19 protein-coding genes and 1 riboswitch are annotated in these 19,330 nt (G+C 32.4%); of the genes, 16 read left to right on the forward strand and 3 right to left on the reverse strand.

Annotated elements, in window-relative coordinates:
• Positions 1 to 12 precede the first annotated feature (12 nt).
• A riboswitch (cyclic di-GMP riboswitch) is annotated at positions 13 to 105 on the reverse strand.
• A 309-nt stretch (positions 106 to 414) separates the two neighbouring features.
• From ACJDUG_RS09820 to ACJDUG_RS09845, 6 genes are all read left to right on the forward strand, one after another.
• Positions 415 to 1,659, forward strand: coding sequence for an MDR family MFS transporter (locus tag ACJDUG_RS09820; protein WP_406769719.1), 1,245 nt, complete (start codon positions 415 to 417; stop codon positions 1,657 to 1,659).
• A gap of 209 nt (positions 1,660 to 1,868) precedes the next feature.
• On the forward strand, positions 1,869 to 2,753 hold the full coding sequence (gene rapZ / locus ACJDUG_RS09825; protein WP_406769720.1) for an RNase adapter RapZ: 885 nt from the start codon (positions 1,869 to 1,871) through the stop codon (positions 2,751 to 2,753).
• Positions 2,750 to 4,090 carry a gluconeogenesis factor YvcK family protein gene (locus tag ACJDUG_RS09830; RefSeq protein ID WP_406769721.1) on the forward strand — a complete coding sequence of 447 codons (1,341 nt, stop codon included), beginning with the start codon at positions 2,750 to 2,752 and terminating at the stop codon, positions 4,088 to 4,090. The genes rapZ and ACJDUG_RS09830 overlap by 4 nt, the downstream gene beginning before the upstream one ends.
• Before the next feature lie 70 nt (positions 4,091 to 4,160).
• Positions 4,161 to 5,114 (forward strand): DNA-binding protein WhiA, encoded by a 954-nt coding sequence (gene whiA / locus ACJDUG_RS09835; RefSeq protein WP_406769722.1) that lies wholly within the window; start codon positions 4,161 to 4,163, stop codon positions 5,112 to 5,114.
• Between the two features lie 5 nt (positions 5,115 to 5,119).
• Complete coding sequence (locus ACJDUG_RS09840) at positions 5,120 to 6,427, forward strand: DRTGG domain-containing protein (protein ID WP_406769723.1); 1,308 nt, start codon at positions 5,120 to 5,122, stop codon at positions 6,425 to 6,427.
• Between the two features lie 92 nt (positions 6,428 to 6,519).
• The gene (locus tag ACJDUG_RS09845) at positions 6,520 to 6,810 is read left to right on the forward strand and encodes a Dabb family protein (RefSeq protein ID WP_406769724.1); all 291 of its coding nucleotides are present in this window, start codon (positions 6,520 to 6,522) and stop codon (positions 6,808 to 6,810) included.
• Positions 6,811 to 6,906: 96 nt separating this feature from the next.
• Here the strand turns inward: ACJDUG_RS09845 and ACJDUG_RS09850 are convergent, their stop codons facing one another.
• On the reverse strand, positions 6,907 to 7,635 hold the full coding sequence (locus ACJDUG_RS09850; protein ID WP_406769725.1) for a hypothetical protein: 729 nt from the start codon (positions 7,633 to 7,635) through the stop codon (positions 6,907 to 6,909).
• Positions 7,636 to 7,825: 190 nt separating this feature from the next.
• Here ACJDUG_RS09850 and ACJDUG_RS09855 point away from each other — a divergent pair, with 190 nt between their 5' ends.
• The 5 genes from ACJDUG_RS09855 to ACJDUG_RS09875 all read left to right on the forward strand — a co-directional run bounded on the left by ACJDUG_RS09855 (position 7,826) and on the right by ACJDUG_RS09875 (position 11,233).
• Positions 7,826 to 8,602, forward strand: coding sequence for an acyl-CoA dehydratase activase (locus tag ACJDUG_RS09855; RefSeq protein WP_406769726.1), 777 nt, complete (start codon positions 7,826 to 7,828; stop codon positions 8,600 to 8,602).
• Positions 8,603 to 8,626: 24 nt separating this feature from the next.
• Positions 8,627 to 9,886: a double-cubane-cluster-containing anaerobic reductase gene (locus ACJDUG_RS09860; RefSeq protein ID WP_406769727.1), complete on the forward strand. Its 1,260-nt coding sequence runs from the start codon at positions 8,627 to 8,629 to the stop codon at positions 9,884 to 9,886.
• 5 nt (positions 9,887 to 9,891) lie between these two features.
• Positions 9,892 to 10,146 carry a putative Se/S carrier protein gene (locus ACJDUG_RS09865; protein ID WP_406769728.1) on the forward strand — a complete coding sequence of 85 codons (255 nt, stop codon included), beginning with the start codon at positions 9,892 to 9,894 and terminating at the stop codon, positions 10,144 to 10,146.
• 192 nt (positions 10,147 to 10,338) lie between these two features.
• Entirely contained in the window at positions 10,339 to 10,767 is a 429-nt protein-coding gene (locus ACJDUG_RS09870; protein ID WP_406769729.1) for a hypothetical protein, read from the forward strand.
• Positions 10,768 to 10,906: 139 nt separating this feature from the next.
• Positions 10,907 to 11,233 carry a hypothetical protein gene (locus tag ACJDUG_RS09875; RefSeq protein ID WP_406769730.1) on the forward strand — a complete coding sequence of 109 codons (327 nt, stop codon included), beginning with the start codon at positions 10,907 to 10,909 and terminating at the stop codon, positions 11,231 to 11,233.
• 114 nt (positions 11,234 to 11,347) lie between these two features.
• Here ACJDUG_RS09875 and ACJDUG_RS09880 read toward each other — a convergent pair whose 3' ends face one another.
• On the reverse strand, positions 11,348 to 12,262 hold the full coding sequence (locus ACJDUG_RS09880) for a TDT family transporter (RefSeq protein ID WP_406769731.1): 915 nt from the start codon (positions 12,260 to 12,262) through the stop codon (positions 11,348 to 11,350).
• A 5-nt stretch (positions 12,263 to 12,267) separates the two neighbouring features.
• Complete coding sequence (locus ACJDUG_RS09885; RefSeq protein WP_406769732.1) at positions 12,268 to 12,621, reverse strand: C-GCAxxG-C-C family (seleno)protein; 354 nt, start codon at positions 12,619 to 12,621, stop codon at positions 12,268 to 12,270.
• Positions 12,622 to 13,433: 812 nt separating this feature from the next.
• Here ACJDUG_RS09885 and ACJDUG_RS09890 point away from each other — a divergent pair.
• From ACJDUG_RS09890 to ACJDUG_RS09910, 5 genes are all read left to right on the forward strand, one after another.
• The gene (locus ACJDUG_RS09890; protein ID WP_406769733.1) at positions 13,434 to 15,296 is read left to right on the forward strand and encodes an LTA synthase family protein; all 1,863 of its coding nucleotides are present in this window, start codon (positions 13,434 to 13,436) and stop codon (positions 15,294 to 15,296) included.
• 187 nt (positions 15,297 to 15,483) lie between these two features.
• Positions 15,484 to 16,062 carry a hypothetical protein gene (locus ACJDUG_RS09895; RefSeq protein ID WP_406769734.1) on the forward strand — a complete coding sequence of 193 codons (579 nt, stop codon included), beginning with the start codon at positions 15,484 to 15,486 and terminating at the stop codon, positions 16,060 to 16,062.
• Between the two features lie 148 nt (positions 16,063 to 16,210).
• Positions 16,211 to 17,239 carry a LacI family DNA-binding transcriptional regulator gene (locus ACJDUG_RS09900; protein WP_406769735.1) on the forward strand — a complete coding sequence of 343 codons (1,029 nt, stop codon included), beginning with the start codon at positions 16,211 to 16,213 and terminating at the stop codon, positions 17,237 to 17,239.
• A gap of 517 nt (positions 17,240 to 17,756) precedes the next feature.
• Entirely contained in the window at positions 17,757 to 19,064 is a 1,308-nt protein-coding gene (locus ACJDUG_RS09905; RefSeq protein WP_406769736.1) for a transporter permease, read from the forward strand.
• Between the two features lie 110 nt (positions 19,065 to 19,174).
• On the forward strand, positions 19,175 to 19,309 hold the full coding sequence (locus ACJDUG_RS09910; protein ID WP_406769737.1) for a hypothetical protein: 135 nt from the start codon (positions 19,175 to 19,177) through the stop codon (positions 19,307 to 19,309).
• Positions 19,310 to 19,330: the final 21 nt, after the last annotated feature.

A 19,330-nucleotide genomic window follows, 5' to 3' on the forward strand; every position in this document is an offset into this window, starting at 1 on the left:
AAACTATGCTCTTGTGGCAACCGGCTGCCATCCACGTAAAAATATTCGTGGTTCAGGCCCTTGGCTTTGCGTCTCATGGTTTCCCATGGTTTGCCTTTTTCACTTTATAATATATTTAGATATGCAGCTTAGTGGTTTAACTATATTCATTAAATAGATAAACTTTAATTACACATCTATATGAAAAGTTTAATATATTTATTAAAAACAAACAAATAAATATTATCAAAAATTTCAATTTTATCCAATAATACTATTGCCATTATCACAATACCATGGACTTTTCTATTGCCCACGAAGTGGTTTTATCAGTAAAAGAATCTAATTATTGCAGTTCACCTTAGATGGTGGACTTTTTTATTTAATCTCTTTTATTAATATGATAAAATTACCATGTGATGAGGGGGAATATCTATGCTCAAAATTTTTAAAACTTATAGGGGGCTACCCAAAAGTATTTATATTTTATTTATTGCACAAATAATTAATAGATTCGGTGACTTTGTGGTACCATTTCTAACTCTGTATTTAACACAAAAAATTGGATTATCCGCTGGGATATCTGGAATCATTGTTACAGCAAATATACTTATAGGCATTCCTGCCTCATTGATTGGCGGAAAGACAGCAGACAGTCTGGGAAGAAGAAAGACTTATTTATGGTCTCAAAGTATTGCTGCTATTTCTTTGCTGCCTTGTGCAGTATTTAAGAATCCTGTTATTATAGTTACCTGTCTAATGATTAATGCATTTTTCACTGGATTTATTAGACCTGCATTAAGCGCTATAGTAGCAGATGTTCTTCCACCTAAGCAGAGACAGCTTGGTTTTTCGCTGCAATATTTAGGAACGAATATAGGTGTGTCCTTAGGACCAATTGTGGCAGGAATTTTATTTAAAAATATGCTTCCTATGTTATTTATAGGTGATGCCTTAACTTCTTTATTAGCTGTTATACTTATTGCACTTTATGTAGAGGAAACTAATCCATCCCACAATAAGGTAATTAGACAATTTGAAAAAGAAGAAAAAGGCGGCGTTATAAGAGCCTTTGCTAAAAGGCCCTATTTATGTATCTTTTTAGTAGTATATATAGCCTACTGTTTTGTATATACTCAGCACAGATTCTCATTACCAATTACCATGGGTGATATATATAAATTAGATGGCTCAACAAGATTTGGTTATCTTATGAGTATAAATGCCTTTACAGTAATATTTTTAACTGTAGCAATAACAAGCTTAACTCATAAGTTTCATGCTCTTACAAAGATAATCATTGCGGGAATACTATATGCAATAGGATTTGGTATGATAGGAATTATACATAATTTCGCTCTATTTGTATTATCCACAGTAATTTGGACAATAGGTGAAATATTAGTTACTACTAGTTTTGGAGTTTACATATCAAATAACAGCCCAAGTAACTATAGAGCAAGTTTTAACGCAGTTGGAGGGTTAAGCTGGAGTATTGGAGGTGCCCTTGGCACATCCCTAGCTGGAAAGTTCATAGACAGTTTTGGACTGAATTATATATGGTCATTGACATTTATAATAGCTGTTATAGCTACCATAGTTATGTATGTAGTTAAGATATTATCAGTTAATGAAGAAAATCGGTTAAAAGAAGAGAAATGTAAAGAGGTGAAAGCTTAATATTTTAAGTATATATTTAAATTATAATAATTAAACAATACATTAATTTGTGTTATAATTTAATAATAAAACTGTACTATAAAGTTAATAATTAAATAATAGATTAGAGGTTATTGTTTTATTTTATTTATTAAAAATAGAAAATAAAACTTTGGAATTATTAAAATTCATAATTATTTTTACTCATTTTATATAATCGGAGGTAAGTTATGCGTTTTGTAATAGTAACAGGACTATCAGGGGCCGGTAAAACACAAGCTATTAGATGTTTAGAAGATTTGGGGTACTTTTGCGTAGATAATTTACCTGCTACCTTAATACCTAAGTTTGCAGAAGCTTGCTACCAAACGGAAGGCAAAATAGATAAAATAGCATTAGTTATAGATATTAGAGGCGGACAATTCTTTGACGATTTATTTGTAAGCTTAAATTATTTGAAGGAACAGGACTTAAGCTATGAAATATTATTTTTAGATGCAAGCGATGAAACAATAATTAAAAGATTCAAGGAATCTAGAAGGAAACATCCTTTAGCACCAGACGGAAGAATTCTTAATGGCATTATTAAGGAGAGAAATAGACTTAAGGAAGTGAAGGATAGGGCTAATAATATAATCGACACAACAAAGCTTGCAACTAGAGAGCTTAGAGAAAAGCTTACTTCCATATATTCTGAGGAAGGACAGATTGAAAACGAGCTTATGATTACTGTACTTTCTTTTGGATTTAAGTATGGAATTCCGGTAGATTCAGATTTGGTTTTTGATGTTAGATTTTTGCCGAATCCTTTCTATATACCTGAACTTAAGGTATTTTCGGGAAATGACAAGGAAGTTAGGGATTACGTGTTTAACTTTGAGGTTACAAACAGTTTCATTAATAAGCTTCAAGATATGGTGGAATTTCTCATACCAAATTATTTAAAGGAAGGTAAGAGACAGCTTATTATTTCAATAGGCTGTACCGGCGGCAGGCATAGATCAGTAGCCATAGCTAATGAAGTATATAATAGGCTTAAAGCTAAAGGTCATAAGGTAACAATAGACCATAGGGATATTAATGAAGATATTAACAGAGGTGGAATGAAGCTATGAGGTTTATTGACTGGCTTAAACCTGGAATTAAAGTTAAAAGATGGGTTATGCTTGGAGCCCTTGGAATATTAATGATAGCCTTCGGACTTGTAGAATGGATTCAACATAGATGGTATAGTGCTTATTATATTTCTTTTTATGTTTTCTTAATGTTGGCAGGCGCCTTTTTGCTGTATTTAGCGGTATCACAAGGCATGAAATCCTTTATTTTCTTAATAAATAAGGGTTATATTAATGTTTCTTTGGATTCAAAGAAACTGGAGAATTTAATTTATGAAAAAAGGCTATTAGTAAAAGGGCCTAAGATTGTGGCAATCGGCGGAGGAACTGGACTATCTACAATGCTTAGAGGTCTTAAGTATTATACAAGTAATATTACTGCTATTGTTACAGTTGCAGATGATGGCGGCGGCTCTGGGGATCTAAGAGAGGATTTAGGAATACTTCCTCCTGGTGATATTAGAAACTGTATTCTTGCACTGGCAGATACAGAGCCATTAATGGAAGAGCTGCTTCAATATAGATTTACTGGGGGCAGGCTTGAAAACCAAAGCTTTGGAAACTTGTTTCTTGCTGCTATGGATGGAATTTCTTCTAATTTTGAACAGGCTGTCCAGAAGATGAGTTCAGTTTTAGCGGTTACAGGTAAAGTGCTTCCAGTTACCTTAGATAATGTGGTGCTTAAGGCAAAGCTTAAAAATGGCGAAGTAATTGAGGGTGAATCAAAAATACCTGTGGCTGCACTAGAAAATAATAGTCCCATAGATAAAATATTTTTAGAGCCTTCTAGCGCAAGGGCTCTTTATGAATCGCTGCAGGCTATAAAAGATGCAGATGCAATTATACTTGGACCAGGAAGCCTTTATACTAGCGTTATACCAAACCTTTTAATAGATGATATTGGAAGAGCTGTACAGAGAACAAAGGCATTGAAAATATATGTTTCAAATATAATGACTCAGCCAGGTGAAACAGATGATTTTAGTGTGCAGGATCATTTAAAGGCGATATTTAAGCATACCAGTTCTGATATGGTGGATTATGTAGTTGTAAACAATGGTAGAATCAATAAAGAATTAGAGAAAAAATATCTTGAAGAGGGTTCGACCTTAGTTAATCTTAATGAAAAGGAAATTGCTGCCTTAAATGTTAAGATAATCGCTGGAGATCTTATAAAGGTACAAAATGGACTAATTAGGCATGATTCAGAGAAATTAGCAGGAATATTAATAGAAACCATAATGGAAAATCAATTATTATCTGATAAGAAGAAGATTATAGAATACTTCTATCTATCTGAAAGACTAAAGGAATCAAAGGGAATTAAATATCATTAAAGTATATACTTTATAATTAATTCATGGTTTAATTTCATGTAACTTATTATCTACTTAAAGGAGCAGAATTATGTCATTTTCGGCGAAGGTGAAAGGTGAGATTTGCAGAATTGGAAACATAACTAAAAGTGAAGCTAGAGCAGAGCTTTCAGCAATAATGAAGGTAAGCGGCACCTTGTCCCTTGGGGGCAGTAAACAGCTTAGTTTTAGAATTTCAACAGAAAATCCATCTATAGCTAGAAGAGTATTTAAACTCTTAAAACAATTTTTTAATATACATACAAATCTCTTTGTAAAAAGAAGCAATTCCTTCAAGAAGAATAATATATATATGGTTATTATTACCGAGGAAATGGGTGTAAGGGATCTATTAAAGGAAGTAGGGGTTTTAAGCAAAACAGAAGGAATAATATCCCTAGATTATGAAATCCCAAAGGACTTTATTTCAAAAGACAGCACTAAAAAGGCATATATTAGAGGAGCTTTTTTAGGCGGCGGAAGTATAAGTAATCCAGAAAAGACCTACCACCTTGAATTTGTAACTCATAATATTGATTATGCAGAGCAGCTTTCAGAGGTCATTAACACTTACGGACTCTTTTCTAAGGTTATTCAAAGAAAGGGAAGTTATGTAGTTTATATTAAGGAAGGTGAGCAAATAATTGATCTCCTTAATATTATTGGTGCACATACATCCCTGCTTGAACTAGAAAATGTTAGAATAATGAAGGAAATGAGGAATAATGTTAACAGGCTTGTAAACTGTGAAACAGCTAATTTAAGCAAAACTGTAAATGCAGCAGTTAGACAGGTAGAAAGCATAAAATTAATTGAAAAGGAAATAGGGCTTCAAAGACTTCCCAAAAATTTAAGAGAAATAGCTGAGCTAAGACTTAGCTTTCCTGATGAGTCTTTAAAGGAATTAGGAGAATTATTAAATCCACCAGTTGGAAAATCCGGAGTAAATCATAGACTTAGAAAAATAGAGAAAATTGCAGAGGAACTAAGGAGAGAGGGAAGGTAATTATTATGTCAAAGCATGAGGATATAATTAAGTATATACTTTCATTAGAGGTTGGAAATAAAATCTCAGTCAGAAGCATAGCTAATGCCTTGGGGGTAAGTGACGGTACTGCTTATCGTGCCATTAAAGATTGTGATGCACTAGGAATAGTAACGACTATACCAAGAGTCGGCACAGTTAGAATAGAAAAGGTAGAAAAGAAAAGTATAGAGGCATTAACCTATGGGGAAGTAATAAATATTATTGACGGCTCCTTACTTGGCGGAAAAGACGGTATTCACAAGACCTTAAGCAAGTTTATCATTGGAGCAATGACCCTTGATGCTATAACAAAATATATTAGCCCAAACTGTCTAGTTATTGTGGGAAACAGGGAAAAGGTACAAAAGCTGGCCCTTGAAAATGAATGCGCGGTGCTTATTACAGGAGGCTTTGGCTGCAGTGAGGAAGTTAAAAGGTTAGCAAATGAAAAATGCCTTCCTATAATATCCTCCTCCTATGATACCTTTACCATTGCAAGTATGATTAATAAAGCCATTTCTGAGAGCTTAATTAAGAAGGATATTATTTTAGTAGAAGATATTATGATAACTGAACCTGTATATTTAAGGGATACAGATTTAGTTTCACGCTGGAAAGAGCTTATAAATGAAACAAAGCATGAGCGCTATCCAGTTGTAGATTCAGAAATGAAGGTAGTTGGAATTATTACCTTAAAAGATATGCCAATTGGTGCTGCTAATGATGATGAATTTATTAGTAAGTATATGACAAAACAAATTATAAATGTTACTCCAAAAACTACAGCTGCATACACTGCTCATATTATGGGTTGGGAGGGCATTGAACTTTGCCCTGTAGTGGATGGAAGAAGGCTTATTGGTGTAGTAAGCAGACATGATGTAATTAAGGCCCTGCAGTACATCTCAAGACAACCTCAAGTTGGAGAAACAATTGAAGATCTAGTACTTAAAAACTTCCAGTTTGAAGATGGCGATGAAAAAATGCACTTTTGGGGAAAAATAATTCCTGAGATGTTAGATCCAATAGGTACAGCCTCCTGGAGCGCTTTAAATATGCTGTTATCAACCATGGGGATTATGAATTTAAGGCAAAGAAATAATATAAATATTTCAGTAGACAGCATTTCTACATACTTCGTTAAGCCAGTACAAATAGATAGCCACATTGAGATTTTCTCTGAAATCATTGATATGGGAAGAAGCTTCTGTAAAGTTGAAATTACCATGCTGGACAATAAAAGCGAACTTGTTGGAAAGGCCCTGTTGTCAGCAAAGGTGCTGAGGAAATAGGGGGATGTGGCACGGGGACGTTACTTGTGGCATATTTGCTTGTCCTATTTTCAGAAGATATAAATTATAGATTTAATAAGGAGGCTAAAACCATGTTTACACATATTGTGTTTTTCAAATTTACTGAACCAAAACTGCAGCATGCAGAGGAAGGAAAGAAGCTTTTGCTTGCCATGGAAGGAAAAATTCCAGAGCTTAAAGAGCTGGAAGTTGGTGTGGATCTGCTTCATACTGGACGTTCCTATGATTTAGCTCTTATTACTAGATTTGATAATCAAGAGGACATGGATAAATACCAAGTTCATCCCTACCATGTGAATGAGGTGCTGGCAAAGCTTAAGCCAATGCTTGAAGGATCAGCAGCTGTGGATTTTGAAGTTTAATCTTTACATACTTTGACACTAAATAGAGCTGAAGTCACTAATGACTTCAGCTCTTTTGATGTACATAATTCTCTTAACAAATTTCTATGAAATCTTTTATAAGGGTGCGGGGGGGATAGTGGGATTAAATACTAGTGTTTTTGGTTTATACATTTTACCATCCCAGGAATAATCAATGCCAATATAACCAATTAAACCCCCAAAATCACTTTCATCTCTTAACACATAAACACTGATATCAGCAGATAATTTATTATTTTCTATAGTGTATTCTACAGATCTAATATCTGCATAGGGATCATGAGGCTTTGCATAGTTAAATTTAGAAATATCAAGGTTATATTTATTTTTACCTGCAAGAACTGTCACTTTACCTCCATGCTGCTTCAATTTTATATCGCGACTAATTGTGGATTCTATTGACTCTAATGCTGCCTCCTCATATCTTCTGTATGAGTCATGATACTGATTTAGAATATGAATATCCCTAAAAGGCTTTCCTGGGACAGCCTCATTGTTATTTAGTATTACAATAACATCTTCAAAAGTATCACCGTTAATATCCTCTCTATATAATGCAGGTTCGTATTTTCCATGGTGCCAATTTGGAAAGTTGTAAAAATATTCACCCCTATCACCAATTTGAACAGTGAAATTCTCATAATTTATCCAGCTTAACCTATTAGCGATTAAGTAAATATTCTGGTGCCATACATTAGACTGTAAACTTTTAAGTACGATTCTCTCAGCTGCATAAATATTTTCTAATTTGAATGTAGACAAAGTCAAAGCTATAAGGCAGCAAGCAGTGATTTTTTTAAACATATTCACACCCCTTTTAAGCTTAATTTAACCAATAGTTTAAGTTATTATTTTATTAAAATTTCAATTATCAATTTTTTTAATAGTTAAATAAGCGTCTATAAAATCTTTCAATTAGAAATTAGGTAAATTAGTGCATATAATTTAATTGTACACTGCACTTTGAGGATTAATTTTTAAAAGAGGAAATAAGATGTATTACATTGGTATAGATATAGGTTCTACTGCTTCTAAAGCAGTTGTTATGGAAAATGGAGAAATTATTAAGTACTTTATACTTCCAACCGGCTGGAGCAGTATTGAAACTGCAGAAAACATTAAGAAATCCTTAACAAAATATGGATACTTTGATAATGCCTTAATTGTTGCTACAGGCTATGGAAGGGTTTCTGTACCTTATGCAAATAAAACTGTGACAGAAATAACCTGCCATGGGAAAGGGGCTTATTATCTCTTTGGAGAAAATGGTATTGTTATTGATATAGGAGGTCAGGATACAAAGATAATAAGTATTGAGGCTGGAAACATAATGAATTTCACTATGAATGATAAATGTGCTGCTGGTACTGGAAGGTTTCTTGAGCTTATGTCAGGAACTTTAGGTTTATCAATAGATGAATTAAGTGAACTTTCCAAAAAAGGGAGTTCAACTTCAATTAGCTCTATGTGCACTGTCTTTGCAGAATCTGAAGTTATAAGTCTTATAGGAAATGGTGAAAAAAGAGAGAATATAGCCTTTGGCGTTATAGAATCTATAAGTTCTAAGGTGAAGTCACTGTCCCAAAAACATGGCTTTGCAAATAATTATTTTCTAACTGGTGGACTTTGCGATAATAATGCCATAATAGCAAGCCTTTCTAAAAAGCTTGGCGTACAAATTAATACTCACAAGCTAGGCAGATATGCAGGAGCAATAGGCGCAGCGCTTATTGCAAGCAAATTGACAATTAATAACAATTCAATATTATAAATTAAACAATAGGGGGTTTTATCAATGGGTGATTACAGAGAACTTTGGAAAAATTTAAACATGGATTTAGAGAAGCATGATCAACTTTGTGCTGTACTACCAGAAATGTATGGTTCTGTTTACTTAAGTCAAGAAAATAGGCCAGAGGGAATGAACTATTTTAATTTTGTTGTTTCTGAGGTACATGGCCTTAGAGTAGAGGAATTAGACAAGCACAAGAAAAATGGAGGAAAGGTACTTGGAACCTTCTGTGTATTTGTGCCTGATGAAGTTATACTAGCTGCAAATGCTATTTCAGTAGGCCTTTGTGCAGGTTCTCAATTTTGGGTAGAGGATGGAGAAAAGCTGCTTCCAAGAAACATGTGTCCTTTAATTAAAGCAGCTGTAGGAGCTAAGGTAAGTGGAACTTGTCCTTATTTTCAATCCTGCGATATGATAATAGGGGAAACAACCTGCGATGGAAAGAAAAAGGCTTGGGAAATTCTTGATGAATATGTTCCTGTTCATGTTATGGATCTTCCTCAAATGAAGAGGAATAAGGATTATAATATGTGGATGGATGAAATTAAAATATTTATTGAAAAGGTTGAAGAGCTAACAGGAAATAAAATAACTGTAGAAAATTTAAAGAAGGCAATTAAGCTTGTAAATAGAAAGAGAAGTGCTCTTAAAAGGCTTTATGATTTTAGAAAGCATACTCCTTCACCAATTAGTGGTAAGGATGCACTGCTTATTTCTCAAATTGCCTTTTATGATGATCCAGAAAGATTCATTCAGCAGGTTAATGCCCTTTGTGATGAACTGGAAGAAAGAGCTAAGACATTAAAGAGTGAAGGCAAGAAAAGAATAATGATTACGGGAACTCCAATGGCTCTACCAAATTGGAAGCTTCATGATATTATTGAAAATCTTCCTGCTGAGGTAGTAGTGGAAGAAACCTGTACAGGCACAAGATATTTTGAAAACCAGGTTTCAGAAGAAGGAGATACTATTGAAGCTTTAATAAATAATTTAGCTGACAGATATTTAAACATAAATTGTGCTTGCTTTACACCTAATACAGGAAGAATAGATGATATAAAGAAATATGTAGAAGAATATAAGGTTGATGGAGTTATATACTCAAACCTATCCTTCTGCCATACTTATGCAATAGAATATAACAGTGTTGAAAAGGCATTAAAGGCTGCAGGAATTCCAATAATGAATATAGAAACAGACTATTCTGCAGAGGATGCTGGCCAAATAAAAACAAGAGTAGAAGCTTTCTTAGAGATGCTTTAAAGCCTATGGATAAAAAAGTAGAATACTATATTCTCTTTCCCTCATACACCTATGGACTAGCACTGGAAGGACTTCTTAGGAAGGAAAAAATAAAATACGTTATTGTTCCTACTCCAAGAGAACTCACTGTGTCCTGCGGTGTCTCCATCAAATATAATAAGGAGGATGAAGAGGCAATTAAGAAACTTGTACAAGACAACGCAATAAGCATTATTGGTTTTTACAGATTAGAAAAACAATATAAAAAGTTTTATGCTTAGCATAAAATTACTTAATCACTGGGGACTGTCCCTACTGATTTAACAGCAGCAATATCAGAAAAAGATATTACTGCTGTTTTCATTTGCTTATATTTCAGTATTATAATAAAAGCAATTATATAGTAAAGCAGTTGGTAATTATTTCAATGACATGTTAAAATATAATATATGACACTTATTATGGAGGTTTTTATGTTTGGGGAAACGGGGAAATCTAAAAAATTATTAAAGCTTTCAGCTGTACTAATTGGCGTACTGATTTTATCAATGATTATTCATTATTGTACAACATATGGTGGAGAATATGCTGTTACAATCTATACTAAATCAGGAGTAGATACAAATACATTAGGTTTATTTGATAACGAGAAAGTTACAAAGGTACAAGAGGGAAATAAATTTTATATACTCATGAAAAATCCATCTGTAGATATTAATGGAATTAATAATAATGACATAGAAATTCAATTGACTAAAAAACAATTTGATGATTTAATAATACCAAACAAATTAATAGATGGACTTCCTTTATACTTAAGATTTAAGTACAATGGTATAAGGGGAACTAATCCTAAATGGACATTTATCAGTTTTACGGAATATAACCCATTTCGACCATAATAATTAGAAGACTAATAAAGAAAATCTAGTATATAGCTGTTAAAAATGTTTATAGTTTTAGCAAGATTAATCTAAGAAATGTAAACAAGCTATTGAAAAAATGATGATATTTTATGAGCCTCAAAAAGGAGATGAGTAAATGCCAGATGTGAATAATCTAATCAATCAACAATTACCTCATATAACAACTAATACAATAATTTTAATAATAGTCGCCATAATTGCTATTTATGTTTTAATAAAGGTTATAAGCAGCGTAATAAAAATAATAGCTTTTCTTGCAGTTTGCTGGCTTATACTAATGTCCGTTCAAAGTACAAATCTTGTGAACATTCCTTTAGTAAAACAATCTTACACGGCCATCGAAAGAATAATTCCTTCAAAAGAGTTGTGGACAAAGGCCACTAGTTATGTTAAAGATGCAGACAAAATAAAAAAGGCTATTGAAGACTTAAATAAAAAGTAAAATATAATGGCATCCACATGAGGTATTACTTACTCATATGGATGCCAATCGTATTTCTAAGGCAAAGGTCTTCTTGACATTTAGATGAGCCGCAAGAAACGTCCCTCTGTCACATTATTCAATAAAAAGAAATTGTAAATACTTAATTAAAACATATAAAACAATCACTATAGTCAGTATCTCTTGAAATTTAACTACATAATTTAATAAATATAAAGTTTTATGAAGCTTTAGTAAATACGCATTAGTTTGTTTCATGGCAACTGCACTTATAGCAAGTGGAAAAGTAAAGGAAGAAAAGCTTGGATAAAATTTAAGCTTTAAGAGTTTTGGTAAATACAAAAGCACACCAAGAAACATTATAAAGGATAATATACCTAAGAAAACCACTATACTGAAATCTTTAGCCTGAAAGCATGCTAGGTATCCAGTAAGGCAAAGGCTTGCAGGAGCAGCCATTATAGCAATAGTAGGCATAGCAGGTTCAGGAATAGACTTAACTACAAATACCCTATATATTACTATTGGAAGCAGTAATAAGTATAGCGCAAAACCAAACCAAAATACTGCTTGTCCAATGATATTTTGGTTATAGGCTGGAGCAGTTACACTTGCAGCAACAATACCGACATAAACTATAAAATAGCTTGGAAAAAGCCTTTGTATATTAAAGTTAAAAATAAATTTCTTTGTAAAATAGATAATTAAAATTATATTTAATATAAGTCCCATAACCCACATTCCAAAAGCTGCTTTTGGAAAATAAGGTTTTAAATATGTGGATAAAATCATTAAACCCATTGCAAAGGTAGGCGAAACACTTGCTACTATTGGATTTTGAAGATGTTCAATTATGTCCATTGGGTAAGTTACTAGCTTTATTAAAAGTAGAAGTAATAATAAAGCAGCTATACTTCCGAAAATATTTCTGTAAACTGCTCCATAGGATTGAACAAGGTTACCTGCTGTAGCAAAGGCTAACATTAACCCTGCTAGTGGTATTGGCACTTTTTTAATTACATTTTTCATTATTATTAAACCTCATAATCATCAGTATTTATAAGGCCAAGTTCTCTAACTATAATCTCAGCAGTTTTTTCAGCTATTTCACCTGTAAAGGAAATACATTGCTCTTTATGCTCCCCTGAAGCCATGTCCATACCATGGGTAAGGACCTTACAGCATAACACTTTATGATTGTTTTTAAAGCTCTCCTGTAACTCATTTGCAAGGGCAAAGGTCTTTTGAATTTTTGTATCTCCGCCTTTTGTCCTTCCAAAGAAATAACCTAAACACATTACACCGCCTGATACAGCACCGCAAACACATTTTGACTTGCCAATTCCTATAGGAAATCCTGAGGCCATAGCTATCATTTCATCAGGCATATCTAATTCAAAATTATTTTTTATGGCACTTACAATTGCTTCAGAACAAAAAAATCCCCTTTTCTATATAATTCTTCAGCTTCACTTTTAATTTTTTTAATGCTTATTTCTTTTTTCAATTTTTTAATCCCCCTGTTTTTAAGATGTCCAGATTTATAACTTCATCTAATAAACTTTTTCATAGCTTACTAAACACTATCTTTTTTATGCAATACTAATTTATCATATTTATATTTCAAATTTAACTAATATAAAAAAATAAAATACAAGCTGAAGAAAGTATAATAAATTTTTATAATTACTTTTTTATTAAATTGAGGCTCTCTTTAAGAATTGTGGCAATAACAAATAATTACTTTAATTCAGGTATAAATCTCTAAATAAAAAAGGAGAGAACCCTCTCTCCTTAATTTTGTATTATTTTATTTTAGATTTACTACTTTCCTTGTCTCTATTGTCCTTTTGAGGATTTCTGCTTTTAGTATCTGATTTAGAACCAGTACTAGAGCCTATTGTCTTATCGTTATTCTTGCTCATAAAGTGCCTCCCTGAAGTGAATTTTGTTTTATTATTACCTTAATAAAATTATATATTCAAAAAGCAATCATATGAGATATGAATTAGCGATTTTAATAATTGAATTTATTTCTACTCATAAAAGTAATAACTTATCTAAAGTTAATAGTTTATTAACAAAATGAAAACATCACTGTCACAAAAAAAATATAAAGTTTTAAGTGGGTCATAAATAGGACCTTTTATATGAATACATAGTATATTACTTACTATTCAATAAAAGGAGGACAAAATTAATGAAGAATCTATTAAAAAAGATAAAGGATGAAAAATCCGTTTTAGTAGTTATTGAATTATGTATTACTATGGCATTAATATCAAGTTTTATATTTGAAATTACAGAAAGGCTAGGGAATTTCCCTCAGACAATTAGTTGGATTGCAATGAATGCTGGCACCTTTGCAATAAGCACAGCATTTATATTCTTTATTTACTTATTTTTCACAGCTCTAATTGGAAATTATAATAAAGGCATAATTTTATGCTTTCTTTTATTTGGAATTACTGCATTTGCAAACATTGAGAAGTTAAAAATCCTTGGAGCACCAATATATCCTGTGGATTTCCTTGAAATTAAGAATGCAAGCACTATACTTAGTATGCTTGGAGGGAAATTTATTGTTTTGCTTATTATTGGAATTATAATAGTATTTACTATTATTAAATTCATAGTAAAACTATTGCCCAAGAATAAACCCCTTAAGTTACCTTCAAGAATTTTACTAACATTAATATCTTTATTTTTCATATATACTTTTGTGAATTATAAAAACACCTTTATTAATAAGTATTATATAAAATCTGGAGTATCAGAAGTTCTCTGGGACCAACGTGAGAACTACGATGAAAATGGTTTTATGTTTGGTCTTTTATCTAATATTAAAAGTGATGTTATGGAAAAGCCGACTAATTACAGCGAAGCAGAAGTAACAAAGGTAGCAGAAAAATATAAGCAGGAAGCAGACAAGCTAAATGCAGCTAAAACTTCAGAAGGTAGCCTGCAGCCAAATATAATTTATATTATGGACGAAGCCTTTTGGGATCCTACAAGAATGACCTCCCTAAGCTTCAGTGAAGATCCAATGCAAAATATAAGAACTGAAATGGCAAGTAATTCTTCAGGCTATCTTTTATCACCGGTTTTTGGTGGGGGTACTGCAAATACCGAGTATGAAGCTCTTACTGGATTTTCGATGTACAATAACATTGCTGGAACTATACCCTACCAGCAAGCCATGGATAAGGAAAAATTCGTACCTTCCATTGTAAGTATATTAAAGCAGCAAAATTATAACACTCTTGCTATTCATGCTTATGAAAAAATATTTTATAAAAGAGATGTGGCATATAAAACCTTAGGCTTTGATAAATTTATTGGTGATACCGATATGAAATATCAAGATACTCAGGTTCCTGGAGGATATATTTCAGACCAATCTGTAGTAAATGAAATATTATATCAATTAAATCAAAGCAGTAAACCAACCTTTATCCACGCAGTAACAATGCAAAACCATTTTCCGTTTAATGAGGGAAAATATCCTCAAAATACTGTGACAGTTTCAGGTTTAAGCACTGCAGCAGATACAAACGAGCTAGAAACTTATACCCAAGGCATAAAATCTACAGATGAGGCAATGAAAACCTTGTTTGATGGCTTAGCAAAGATGGACAGGCCTACCATAGTAGTCTTCTTCGGTGACCATCTACCTGCATTATCTAATTCAATATATAATACTGCAAAATTTGGTACAGGGAGCAATGCCTTAGCTAATGAAAAAGCATTGTCAGAAACACCATTACTTATATATTCAAATTTTGGTTTACAAAAGACTGATCTAAAAACTATAAGTCCTTCATTTTTAGGGGTAACCTTATTTGATATGTTAAATAAGCCTCTAAATCCATATTACACAATGCTTGATGATATAAAACAAACAATCCCGGGCCTCAAATCAAGTGTTCAGGTAGATTCAAAGGGTAATGTGAAGACAAGCCTTACAGATGATGAGAAACAGCTTTTAGCAGACTACAAACTGATACAATATGATTTAATGGAAGGAAAACAATATTCCTTACCTATACTTTTTGGAAAATAAGACAAATAAATTAAGTCACTGCATTTTGAGGCAGTATCTTAATATTTAGGTTAAAGAACAGGGTTGATGCTATACAATTGAGTCATTATAAGGAAGATCCAGTAATATTGTGCAATATTCCATATTATGGTACAATATTACTGGATTTATTTATAGGATTTAAATCAATGTTAATTAAGGTGGTATTATGAAATTCAATAAATATTTTTTTGTTTTTATTGTAATATTAGTTACTATACCTTTAATTGGATGTTCAAAGCAAGTGTTATTGAATGAGAGTAATAGTAACTTATTGAACTATAACTTCAAGATAACAAACTTGAAAAATATAGACAAAACTCTAAGTAATCAAAAATATGGATATTCTACTGATCCTAATAGAAAATATGCTGCAGTAATTATCTATCAAGGAAAAAAAGCGTCCATGAATCAATACTTAGTAAATAAGAGTGACATAGTAAATTTGAATATACCTAAGGACTCCTTTTTTATCATATCTCTTCATGCAAATTGCACAATTGCTTCTTCATGGAATATTAAGAATAATATTGATAATGGGATAATTCAGTTTCAAAACAGATCTTGGATTGATATACCTATGCCTAAATCAGAAAAAGGTAAGCCGGGTTTAAACTATAATCGTCAGAACTTTTACTTTAAAACCTTAAAATTAGGCAGCCAAAAAATAATTATGAGATATGAACATGAAGTAGAGGAAATAGATGAGCCTTTTGAAATAAATTTCAATATTAAAATCAATGAATAAATAAAATTTGATGTGGCAAGGGGACGTTTCTCTTGCCACATTTTTATATAAATTACATCCTTTGTTACTTATTGAAATGCTCATTTCCTGGTGGTATAATGACTTTATCTATGTTACTTGAGTGAAAGTGTATCAATGGGGTGATAAAGTGGCAGCAACAATTAAAGATGTGGCTAAAGCAGCAAGTGTTTCTGTAAGTACGGTTTCCCTTGTTATTAATAATAGCAATTTAGTGAAGCTTGAAACAAGATATAAGGTTTTGCAAGCAATAAAAGAATTGAATTACAAACCTAATGAATATGCTCGTTCTCTTGTGACTAAAACTAAAAAAGTTATTGGCGTTGCTTGGCCAACAACTATTTCTTCAACAATCTTGTTTTCTTTTGAAGGACATACAGACACATATTTAAGTGAATTACTTCCTAGTATTGAAAAGGAAATTAACAAATCTAATTATAGTATGATGTTGGAACATTTCAGAATAAATGATCCATCTACATTTTTACCTTCTATCATGGATAACACAAAGGTGGATGGTATGCTGGTAACAGGTGGTATTGTCAGTGATGAGGTTCTACAGAGGATTCAAGAAGTTAAAATCCCAACTGTCCTTGTAGGTTCAAGACATAATAATCTAGACTATGTTGATACTGATCCAGAATTAGGTATGTATAAGAGTACTAAATATCTCATTGAAATGGGGCATAAGGATATTGCATTCATAAATGGTCCAGATGAATCACAGTCTTCAGCAAGAAAATTGAGTGGATTTTATAGGGCAATGAAAGAGCATGACTTGCCAATAAATGATAAGTGGATTACAAAGGCGGAATATTCTGGAGCAGCTGCCTATAGAGCTATGAGCGACTTATGGGATATGAACATTAGACCTACTGCAATAATTGGAGGGTTTGATTGTATTACCATAGGTGCATTAAGATTTTTATATGAAAAGGGACTTAACTGTCCTAATGATGTATCTGCTATTGGGTTTGAGGATAGCATTCTAGCTGAATACAGTTATCCACCTCTTACTACTGTTCGAATACATAAGGAACAAATTGGTATAGAGTCTTGTAAGATATTGTTGAATCGTATTAATAAGCCTACTGCAAAAAAGGTTAAACTTATTATTGAGCCGGAGTTAATTCTAAGAGGGTCCGTAAAGCATCTATGAGAATATCTTTTAATAAAAGCTCATACAATTATGATTATGCATTGTTTAAACAATTTCAATTAAATTGTAACGTTACAAATGGAAATAATGTGAATGAGTTATAAGTATAGTTTTATGTTATAAAATATTCATAATATTCATGAAAACTATTGACAAATAAAATAAACAGGTGATATATTGAAGATAAGGAAGCACTATTGGGTAATATCCATAGTGTTATATTAAGGCTTTCGTGTTGCTTTAAAATAAATTTAAAACGTTACAAATTAAGATTAATGCTGGTTTATTATCTGAATTGGAGGTAAACTAACCAAAGAAAGCATGTTTTTCTGTCTATTTTTGTTGAAAATTAATATGAAAAGCTAAACACGATTTAAGCCTATGGACATATAAAGGCCTTATAAAAAAGTAAAGGGGGAAAGTTATTAAATCAATGACAAAAAAGCATTGCGCAAAAAGGACTATGTTTGAAACTAATGAATTTGAAAAAGTAAAAAAACGAAAGGGGCTATAAAAAATGATAATAGGTATTGTAATTATAATAATTTTCTTAGCGATGGCTGTAATGATGATGATGAAGAAAATACCAGCTATGCTTGCACTCCCAATTATGGCTATATTAATAGGCGCAGCAGCAGGGTTGCCTTTAAGAGGAGATCAAGGCATTTTAGATTTTGTTCTAGTAAATGGTTCCTTAAAGCTTGGAGGAACATATGTAGCAATCCTGTTTAGCTGCTGGTTATCTCAAATTCTATATCGTTCTGGTGTAACTAATACAATTATTAAAAAGGCAGCTGAGCTTGGAGGGGACAAGCCATTTGTTATTACTTTAATGCTCTGTGCTGTAACCGTATTCTTATTTACTACATTATATGGAACTGGAGCAGTTGCAATGGTTGGTGCAGTTGTACTTCCTATATTGCTTTCTGTTGGTATTACTCCAATTGTTGCAGCTAATGTATTTCTTGCAGCAATGTCAGCTGGATATTCCCTAAATCCTGCAAACATAGCACTTATAACTAACATTACTGGAGTAAAGGCTGCTGACATCAATCTTGCTGCATCTGTACTTGCCGCAGCTGGATGTCTGTTTACTGTAGTTTATCTTGCTTGGAGTTTCAAGAAAAATGGTCAAAAATATGCATTTGCAGCAAATATCGAATATGGAAATAATACAGAGGTTAAGGTAGAAGCACCATCTCAAGTAAAAGGATTCAGAGGATTAATGGCATGCTTAACTCCTTTAGCAGTTGTAGTAATTACCCTAATTTTTAAGCTTCCTGCTTTGGCTGTATTCGTAATTGGAATTTTATGGGCAGTTATATTTACTTACAATGGAAATTGGTCTAAAAATATGAATATGATTGTTCAAAGTTTCTATGAAGGCTTTAAAGAAGGTGCTCCAACAACAGGCTTGATGTTCGGAATTGGTATGATTTTAAATGCTGTTACAGCACCTATAACTCAATCTGTAATTAAACCTTTTATGGTGTCCATTACCCCAGCAACAGCAACAAGCCTTATTATATTCGTTTGCTTGCTTAGCCCACTTGGATTATACAGAGGACCTTTTAATCTTCAGGGACTTGGTGCAGGATTGGCAGCTAGTATGCTAGCAGTAAATGTTGTGCCAGTTGCAGCATTATCAGCTGTATTCTATGCAGCATTCCGTTGGCCAACTCAGTCATGTCCTACTTCAACTCAAGTTGTATGGACATCAAACTTTGTAGGACTTGATCCAATAACTACTACTAATAAAGTACAACTAGCTAACTGGGTTCTTACAGCAGCAACTGTAGTTATATTAACATTCATGTATTTTTAAAAGATAAAATGAAGAAATATCTCTTTTATAGTAATTAAGATCTATAAAATAATCTTACATAAATATTTTGTGGACATAAATTCATACTTTAGAATTAATTTAAGTGAAGTTTGGCAGGAAGTGTAAAGCTGAAGAAGCTTATAAATGAAACACTTCCTGTCAATTTAAGTAAATCATTAGCACCAGCAATTAGATTGAAAACAATGTTCATAGGAAATCCCTTTGAACCTTTTATACATAACTAAATAGTCAGAGGAGTGTATTGA

Origin of the sequence: Candidatus Clostridium stratigraminis (assembly GCF_045310675.1) — a bacterium.
In the GTDB taxonomy this organism is placed as follows: domain Bacteria; phylum Bacillota; class Clostridia; order Clostridiales; family Clostridiaceae; genus Clostridium_AT; species Clostridium_AT stratigraminis.

Coding starts and splice junctions, on each gene's coding strand:
- ACJDUG_RS09820 (WP_406769719.1), top strand. CDS start 415: ATGCTCAAAATTTTTAAAACTTATAGGGGGCTACCCAAAAGTATTTAT.
- rapZ (WP_406769720.1), top strand. CDS start 1,869: ATGCGTTTTGTAATAGTAACAGGACTATCAGGGGCCGGTAAAACACAA.
- ACJDUG_RS09830 (WP_406769721.1), top strand. CDS start 2,750: ATGAGGTTTATTGACTGGCTTAAACCTGGAATTAAAGTTAAAAGATGG.
- whiA (WP_406769722.1), top strand. CDS start 4,161: ATGTCATTTTCGGCGAAGGTGAAAGGTGAGATTTGCAGAATTGGAAAC.
- ACJDUG_RS09840 (WP_406769723.1), top strand. CDS start 5,120: ATGTCAAAGCATGAGGATATAATTAAGTATATACTTTCATTAGAGGTT.
- ACJDUG_RS09845 (WP_406769724.1), top strand. CDS start 6,520: ATGTTTACACATATTGTGTTTTTCAAATTTACTGAACCAAAACTGCAG.
- ACJDUG_RS09850 (WP_406769725.1), bottom strand. CDS start 7,635: ATGTTTAAAAAAATCACTGCTTGCTGCCTTATAGCTTTGACTTTGTCT.
- ACJDUG_RS09855 (WP_406769726.1), top strand. CDS start 7,826: ATGTATTACATTGGTATAGATATAGGTTCTACTGCTTCTAAAGCAGTT.
- ACJDUG_RS09860 (WP_406769727.1), top strand. CDS start 8,627: ATGGGTGATTACAGAGAACTTTGGAAAAATTTAAACATGGATTTAGAG.
- ACJDUG_RS09865 (WP_406769728.1), top strand. CDS start 9,892: ATGGATAAAAAAGTAGAATACTATATTCTCTTTCCCTCATACACCTAT.
- ACJDUG_RS09870 (WP_406769729.1), top strand. CDS start 10,339: ATGTTTGGGGAAACGGGGAAATCTAAAAAATTATTAAAGCTTTCAGCT.
- ACJDUG_RS09875 (WP_406769730.1), top strand. CDS start 10,907: ATGCCAGATGTGAATAATCTAATCAATCAACAATTACCTCATATAACA.
- ACJDUG_RS09880 (WP_406769731.1), bottom strand. CDS start 12,262: ATGAAAAATGTAATTAAAAAAGTGCCAATACCACTAGCAGGGTTAATG.
- ACJDUG_RS09885 (WP_406769732.1), bottom strand. CDS start 12,621: ATGCCTGATGAAATGATAGCTATGGCCTCAGGATTTCCTATAGGAATT.
- ACJDUG_RS09890 (WP_406769733.1), top strand. CDS start 13,434: ATGAAGAATCTATTAAAAAAGATAAAGGATGAAAAATCCGTTTTAGTA.
- ACJDUG_RS09895 (WP_406769734.1), top strand. CDS start 15,484: ATGAAATTCAATAAATATTTTTTTGTTTTTATTGTAATATTAGTTACT.
- ACJDUG_RS09905 (WP_406769736.1), top strand. CDS start 17,757: ATGATAATAGGTATTGTAATTATAATAATTTTCTTAGCGATGGCTGTA.